The organism is Nostoc sp. UCD121 (assembly GCF_014222285.1).
Classification (GTDB): domain Bacteria; phylum Cyanobacteriota; class Cyanobacteriia; order Cyanobacteriales; family Nostocaceae; genus Nostoc.
Window position 1 is genome coordinate 1 of sequence record NZ_JACKZS010000270.1, and the last position, 8569, is coordinate 8569.

Here is an 8569-nt window from a genome sequence, read left to right on the forward strand (position 1 = left end):
GGGAAATATGCAATAAATAACAAACTCTACACTAATTGACCAAGCTGGCTCATTCCAATAAGTATCACACCAAAATAAAGGTGGACAATTTAAGTCGAATGCTTGGAGAAGAAAAATATTAGTAAAAAGGGCAGTTAAGTTAAACTTGCCAGTAAAAGCAGAATTATTTAGTAAAAATATTTTTAAAATTTCTAGTCCGATAAATAGAGATAAAACAAATATATGTAGAGGATAAATTCTGGCAAAACGCGACAATAAATATGAACGATATTTAGATGAATTAACTTTTAATGAAAAATCTTCAATATAAACGTGGGTCATGATAAAACCACTCAGAATAAAGAAAAAATCAACCCACAAATATCCATTACGAAAAAAATTGCTATATGCTGATAAAGTTGAACCAGTTTTAGGTAAAGTGTAATATGAGAAATGATGTACAACAACAACCAAAGCTGCAATACCGCGCAGAGCAGTGAGCGAATTGATTTGGTTATACATTGATATTTTTGGCATTGAATTATCTCAATAATATAAACAGTCAGATATTTTTAGGATAATCTTGATGGTTTTATGGGATTTTTGAAATACAAGTATGCTAAACATTGTTCACCAGATTATGGTTTTGGTGGGCATTGCCCGCGCTATTTATAAAAATTATTTTGCTATATCAAATCTGTCAAAAGTTTAGCTTTTAATTTCTACTATGATCTGCTTAGGACTTACTTGAAGCAGATTGAAGTAGATTATCAGATAACATAAAAAGCCCTAATCGATGAGTATTTACTATTTGCAAAAACAGTTAATTTTTGGTGTTGCTGAATTGGAGTAGGAATTGACATTTTTTGATATGGCTTCATACTTTCAATCAGCAACACCAATTTTTTAAAGTACTCAGGAAACACTTGCAACTTGTAAGTACTTCCCAGGTCGCTCAGTATCGGGGATATACCAAGCGGGGTTGCCTTGGGGATCTCGTCCTAATTTGGCATTAGGTTGCGGAGGACGATTACGTAGGCTGTTATTGGTAACTTCGCTGTTTGTTACTTCTATGGGCGGTGCAGACAAAAATCCAGCAGACTGCATTTCAGCAATACTTTCTTTAAAGACTGCCATTACAAAAGCTAGATCGGCTTCGGAATGGGCTGTCGTCAAGAAGCAAGGACGGTGATCCCAAGTATGCACTCCCTTATCCCGCAGTAAATAAAATAGTAAGTCTCCATAAGGAAACTCTGGTGCAGATTTCACCATAAACAGGGAGCCGAAGTTATAAGCTGTAAACGGAGCCTGAACTTTCTGGAAATAGCCCATAAGTTCCGCTACAAATTTATCGGTTCTTGCATTGAGATTTTGCTGCAAGCTGGGGCCACTCTGTTTTAAATGTTGGAGTACTGCTTTGGCGGCTGCTAGTGCTAAAGGATGGCGGACAAAAGTGCCGGCAAAGTAAGTTACACCGACTTCTGGAACTGAGTCATCCCCAAACTGCCAAAATCCACCATCTAAAGCATCCATATATTGCGATTTGCCAGCAATGACTCCAATCGGTAGTCCACCGCCCACAATCTTGCCGTAGGTTGCTATATCAGCTTTGATACCAAAATGTGCCTGAGCGCCACCTGGATGAATTCTAAACCCGGTAACGATTTCATCAAAAATTAGAGCGATACCAGCTTCTTCAGTGAAATCACGCAATTGCTGAAGGAATTCCTTGGGCTGGTATTCAGGGCGACGGCTTTGCACAGATTCCACCATCACTGCTGCTAACTCATCAGCACGACTTCTAAGGATTTCTAGAGACTCAGGTGAATCGTAGTCCACCACCAAAATATTCTCTACCATTTCCGGTGGGATACCAGGAGCAGCCGGAATTGACCGGAGTTTTTTTGTCCCCCGAACAATTACTTCATCCAAAATACCGTGATAAGCTCCAGAAAAAATGGCGATTAAGTTACGCCCGGTGATGGTGCGTGCCATCCGCATCGCTCCCAAAACCGCTTCCGAACCTGTGTTGCAAAAGGCTGCTCGGTCAAAGTTGGTCAACTCACACATCAGCTTTGCCACTTCTCCAACTAAGGGAGTCTGCGGCCCAATTTCCATGCCTAGTTTCAGTTGTGCTTCAATTGCTTCGGTAATGAAAGGTGGCGACCAACCAAACAAATTCAAACCAAAACCATTGCTTAAATCGACATATTCATTGCCATCAAGATCCCAAAGTTTAGAACCTGATGAACGAGACACTACGATGGGATAAACCATCTCTTTCATCGTCGGATTAAAGCCAGAAACAGTTCTTGGATCTGCCAAATAAGGGCGATGGGATTGAGTATATTCTTTGGATTTTTGAGTCCGTTGTGTGTATCTTTGAATAATTTTGTCTAGATGAGTGCGTTGTTGCGTTGTCAGAGTTTTAGTCTGGGTTTTTTCAATTCGAGCAGCCGCACCAAATGCCTTTTTAGCACCATTTGATTCCGTATCTACCGATGTAGGTGATTCTTTGCTCGTTTGAGTCGCTGGGATAGATACGGCGCTTTGTGGCTTGACACCATTATTTTGAGGTGTCGCCGCAGGTACAACTGGGATTGTTACAGGTTGACTGTTGTTACCCAATAGTGCCAATTGCTGACTCATGATTTGTAGCTGCTGATTAATCACATTTTCGAAGAAACTGGATGCAGCAGGTTGGGCAGAAATCTGAGGTGCAGATCCATTTGTATGGACTTCATGCACTACCAAAGTAGGTGATGTGGTTGCAGGTGCTGGTAATGATACTTCTGGAGTGGGTTCTGCAACGGTTTCTGTTAATCCTAATGCAGATAAAGTTTCGGGAGACAAGGCTGGATTGATAAAGTCAGCCAGTGTTCCTAAATTGGGGTAAATTTCTAGTAACTGCCTAAGTGTTACCTTTACTTGAAATTTTTTCTTTAACGCTAGCCCCACTTGAGTCAGTGATAAAGAATCTAATCCCATTTCTAAAAATGTTGTCGAATCGTCAATACTAGCGATTTCCAATCCTGATGTTTCTTCGATAATTTCTTTTAGCAGAGGAATAAGCTTTTGCTGAGGAGATTTTGTCATATCTTGGGTATTTTCTAACTGGGGATTTGAAGGTTTGGAAGTTGCTGCGCGATTGGGATGAGGTAAAGGATCAATCCAGAAGCGTTGGCGCTCAAAGGAATAGGTAGGCAGAGGAATTCGTTGTCGCGTTTCTCTTTGATAGAAGTTGCTCCAGTCAATAGATACTCCTGCTAGCCAGAGTTGTCCTACTGCCTTGAGTAATGCTGTCCATTCGGCTTCGTTCTCGGCGTTATCACTGAGAGAAGGAATCGCTATCTGTTGTTTAATATCTTTTGCTTGTTGGCGGGCTAGGGTGGTAGTTGTGATTCGCGGCCCAACTTCTAACAGTACGCGTTCTGGTTGCTGCCATAAGGTTTGTATCCCCTCCGCAAATCGCACAGTCTGACGTAGATGTGTAGCCCAATACATCGGATCAGTTGCTTGCTGGGCTGTAATCCAGTCGGCGGTAACTGTGGAAACAAAGGGAATTTGAGGAGGTGATAATTTAACTTTCCTAACTACTTCTGCAAAGGGGGCTATGATGTCATCCATCATTGGGGAATGGAAAGCGTGGGAAGTGTGTAAACGGCGACAGACAATTTCTTCGCTTTCTAGTTCTTTTTGCAGAGCCGTGATCGCCTCTGTGGGGCCAGAAACTACACACAGGGAAGGGCCGTTAATTGCTGCGATCGCTAATTCTGCACTCAATCGCGGCTCTACCTCTTTGGCTGGTAAGCGCACTGAGAGCATAGCGCCTTGTGGTAAGTCCCACATGAAGCGACCGCGATTTGCAACCAACATCAGCGCATCTTCTAAGGTGAATACACCCGCAATACAGGCGGCGACAAATTCACCAATGCTGTGACCAATCATCGCTTGGGGCTTGACTCCCCAACTTTGCCACAGTTGCGCTAAGGCGTATTCAACAACAAATAATGCTGGTTGAGTAAAGCAGGTTTGCTTTAGGGCGATAGCCGCAGTTTCGCGATCGCTTGGTGCGGGATATATAATTTTTCGTAAATCACCGCCCAGTAATGGTTTAAGGATTTCTGCACATTCATCTACTACCTCCTGAAACACAGGTTCGCGGTTGTAGAGATTCAGTCCCATATCCACATATTGCGACCCTTGTCCGGGGAACATGAAGGCAACGGCTGGATTACGGATTTCTGTATGGCGGGTATTTACTTGATTGGGATCTAAAGATTGTAACGCCGCGATCGCATCTGTAATGTCGTGACAAACTACACTACGTCGATAATTTAAGGCTTTGCGCCCTCGCTGTAGGGTATAAGCTACATCGGCTAAGTTAATTTCAGCATTGTACTGGAGATGTTGCTGCAAATTTGCTGTTGCAGCTTCTAAGGCTGTACTAGTTTTTGCCGAGAGCAACAATAACTGCTGTGGACGAGAAGATCCAGAATTTTGGATTTGTGGCGCTTCTTCCAGCACAATATGAGCATTAGTCCCGCCGACACCAAAAGAACTTACACCGGCTCGTCGCGGAGTTTCACCTTCTGGCCATTCAGCTAGTTTGGTATTTACATAGAAGGGGCTGTTGGCAAAGTCAATCTTGGGATTGGGAGCCTCAAAATTTAAGCTAGGTGGAATCTTTTTATAATGCAGGGCAAGAACGGTTTTAATTAATCCTGCTACCCCAGCAGCCGCAACTAAATGTCCGACATTGCTTTTCAGAGAGCCGATCGCACAAAATTGTTTAGCATCTGTATGCACACGAAATGCTTGCGTCAGCGCTTCAATTTCAATGGGGTCGCCTAAAGGTGTAGCTGTACCGTGAGCTTCAATATAAGAGATGGTTTCTGGGTGGAAGTTGGCATAAGCTTGCGCCATTGCAACGGCTTCTGCTTGTCCGTCTACGCTAGGAGCCGTAAAGCTTACTTTATCAGCGCCGTCATTATTAATACCTGAACCACGAATTACGGCATAGATGCGATCGCCTTCATTAAGTGCATCTTCTAAACGCTTGAGGACAACTATTCCTGCGCCATTATTGAACATTGTGCCCTGAGCGCTGGCATCAAAGGGACGACAATGACCATCTCCAGAGAGCATACTGCCTTCTTGAGCCATATAACCGCTATTTTGAGGTGTAGTCATAGATACACCACCAGCTAAAGCCATATCGCACTGATAGCTGCTTAAGGCTTGACAAGCTTGAATAATTGCTACTAAAGAAGTAGAGCAAGCTGTATTAACACTGACAGCTGGGCCTTTAAGGTTGAGCTTGTAAGCAGCACGGGTGGTTAAAAAGTCTTTTTCATTTGCTAACATCGTTTGGAACTCGCCGATGCGATCGACAATTTCCATACGTCCAGAAATATGGTTGGCAAAATAAGTATTTTGACCACAACCAGCGTATAAACCAATCAAACCATCGAAAGATTCTGATTCATAACCAGCATTTTCTAAAGCTTCATAAACCAACTCTAGAAAAACTCTGGCTTGTGGGTCCATAACCACAGCTTCCAGTGGATTAATGCCAAAGAAGGCAGCATCAAAAGTCTCTCCCCCAGGAATGATGCCTCTAGCTTTTACATAACTGGGATCTTTGCAAAGGTTCGGGTCAATGCTGGGATCTAATTCCTCATCTTGAAAAAAAGTCGTTGACTCTACTCCCTCACACAGATTGCGCCAAAACTCATCGACATTGCCAGCGCCAGGAAATTTTCCTACCATGCCGATAATGGCAACACCATCAATAGGATCTTGGTTATCTGAGGTTTGCATATTTACCATTGCTTAAACACCTTGTTGATGATTACGGCGACGAGCTTGAGCTGCTTGTTGGCGTTGAGCGCGATTTTGCAGCTTGTCATGAGACGGTTGGCTGTTCTGGTTTGAATCCAAATATTTTGCTAAAGAGCCAATCGTTGAATACTGAAATAGCTTCACAGCAGGTAGTTCAATACCAAGTTCCTGTTTGACTCGTGCAGCAACTTGTAGAATTGAGATTGAAGTTCCTCCCAAATCAAAGAAATTATCATCAATCCCAACGCGATCGATTTTGAGCAGTTCAGACAAAATACCTGCAAGCAAACGTTCTAAATCGGTTTGGGGAGCAATGTACGCTTGTTCGAGTTGCGGACGTTCTCTACTTGGTGCTGGTAATTTATGTCTATCTACTTTGCCATTTGCGGTTAGAGGCAGTGATTCTAACATCACAAACGCTGATGGCACCATGTAATGAGGTAGTTGCTGCTGTAAAAAACTACGTAAATTATTGTGTGTATATTTGCTGTTATAGTGAGGAACAATGTAAGCAGTCAACTGCTTTTCACCTGTTTCATCCTGACGAGCTAAAACAACAATTTCCCGAACATCAGGATGTTGTGCAATCTCCCGCTCAATTTCCCCTAGTTCAATTCGGAAACCGCGAATTTTTACCTGATTGTCAATCCGACCTAAGAACTCGATATTGCCATCTGGAAGATAACGAGCTAAATCTCCAGTTTTGTAAAGGCGGGTTGCTAAATTGCTATCAAATGAATGAGAAATAAATTTTTCGGCAGTCAATTCGGGGCGATTCAAATACCCTCTAGCTAATCCATCTCCAGCAATGTACAATTCGCCAACTTCTCCACTTGCTACTGCTTGGAAGTTCTTGTCTAATATATAAACTTGGGTATTAGCAATTGGGCGACCAATAGGAATAGATACACCTGGTTGCAGTGGAGCTGTTATAAGATGGCAGCAGGTAAAAGTTGTATTCTCAGTTGGCCCATAACTATTAATTAGCCGACAGTTCTCTACTGTTTGGAGAAACTTCTGTACATGGGGAACAGATAAGACATCGCCACCCGCTAAAAGTTGACACAAAGATTTTAACGCATCAATTTTTTCATCAACTATGAGATGGAATAAGCCGGCTGTCAGCCAAAGAGTAGTGACTTGATATTGTTGAATAATCTGCCCTAATTCTTCTAATGATGGTGTATGAGGAGGGCAAATTACTAGTTGCCCACCGTTAAGTAAGCAACCCCAAATTTCAAAAGTTGAAGCATCGAAGGAAATAGGAGCAAGTTGCAGAATTATTTCTTCAGCCGTGAGGTGAGCATAATTAGTTTCTTTGACCAACCTAACTACACCACGATGGATAACGCTAACCCCTTTGGGTGTACCTGTAGAACCTGATGTATACATGACATAAGCCAAGTTTTCAGCAGTGACATTAGTGCTTAGGTTCTCTTTTTTATTTTGGGCGATTGTATGCCAATCTGCATCTAGGCAAATTACAAATGCGGTATGAGTAGGTAATTTAGCAACTAGGTCTTTTTGAGTTAATAGTACTGATACCTGGGTATCTAATAGCATAAAAGCTAAACGTTCTCGTGGATACCCTGGATCTAGTGGTACATAAGCTCCACCCGCTTTTAGGATAGCTAAAAGTGCTACAACCATTTCTAAGGAGCGCTCTATGCAGATACCTACAAGAGTTTCTGCTCCTATACCTAGTGTTTGTAGATATTGTGCCAGTTGATTAGCACGACTATTCAAATCTCTATAGGTGAGATGCTGATTATTAAATATTAATGCTACAGCATCAGGTGTTTTCTCAACCTGTGCTTCAAACAACTGATGAATACACGCTTGCTGAGGATAATCCGTTTGAGTCTTATTCCACTCGATCAGTAGGTCTTTTTCGGATTCTTTCAAGATAGGTAATGTTAAATTATATCGTTCTAAGTTATTATCTGATGATAATGATGTTTGAGACTCAGTTACCAGAAATTGATTTTTATTTTTAGCTAATGAATCAGTTATTGCTTTCATATTTTATTTCCGCAAAAAATAAATCTTTTTGCAAAACTTGTAGTTTTTAAGTAGTGCTGCATTTTTAACTCAACAAATGTCAAGTTTAGCGATGCAGCTAATGTTACTACTAAACTATACAAAATCAGAATTATTACTGAGTGAAAAATACTAAGGTTTGTTCTAAAATTCATATTGAGAGATACTTTTATATAGATATAGATTTTTGGATAAACCAGTAAACTATGTAAGTTGAGTACGATATTGTTTCGAGATAAATAAGTAACTATGAATTATGATGTCTGAAAACTAAATATAGCTCCAACACCACGCAAGGTTTGTTTAAACACTAGTATTTTTAATTACATTTTTTAGTCATATTTTTAATTTTTAAATTATATTTCAAGACTAATTTCGCAAGAAATCATGCCGCAATCCTATAATGTTTATATGAAAGGGCACTGACTCTTAGATTTAGTTTTTTTATTTTGACCTATTTCCTCAAAATCTGAGTTATTTTCAATACATCTTCATTGAAAATTAAAACTTTAGAGGTGATTTGCAATGAGACTATTAACTGTACGTTTGCTTATTTGAGAGGACAAGAAGAATCAATGCCTTCATGGGCAAGGAATACAGCGATTTTACCAGCCGATAAACAAGCAATGGAATCCGTTTGGAGGCAGGTTGAACTTCAGGCTATGACCATCAGAATTTTTTGTGCCCTAATTCTAGTTATTAATAC

Annotated in this window: 3 protein-coding genes; all 3 read right to left on the reverse strand. The window is 41.1% G+C overall.

Annotation, left to right across the window (positions count from 1 at the left end; genetic code table 11):
* Nucleotides 1-516 (reverse strand): acyltransferase (locus tag GNF10_RS32725; protein WP_185607367.1); only part of this gene is annotated, 516 nt, incomplete at its 3' end.
* A 378-nt stretch (nucleotides 517-894) separates the two neighbouring features.
* Complete coding sequence (locus GNF10_RS32730) at nucleotides 895-5811, reverse strand: type I polyketide synthase (protein WP_185581336.1); 4917 nt, start codon at nucleotides 5809-5811, stop codon at nucleotides 895-897.
* 3 nt (nucleotides 5812-5814) lie between these two features.
* On the reverse strand, nucleotides 5815-7845 hold the full coding sequence (locus GNF10_RS32735; protein ID WP_185581337.1) for an amino acid adenylation domain-containing protein: 2031 nt from the start codon (nucleotides 7843-7845) through the stop codon (nucleotides 5815-5817).
* Nucleotides 7846-8569: the final 724 nt, after the last annotated feature.

What these genes read in the sequence shown, in the direction of transcription:
- GNF10_RS32730 (WP_185581336.1), bottom strand. Translation starts at nt 5,811, where the DNA reads ATGGTAAATATGCAAACCTCAGATAACCAAGATCCTATTGATGGTGTT.
- GNF10_RS32735 (WP_185581337.1), bottom strand. Translation starts at nt 7,845, where the DNA reads ATGAAAGCAATAACTGATTCATTAGCTAAAAATAAAAATCAATTTCTG.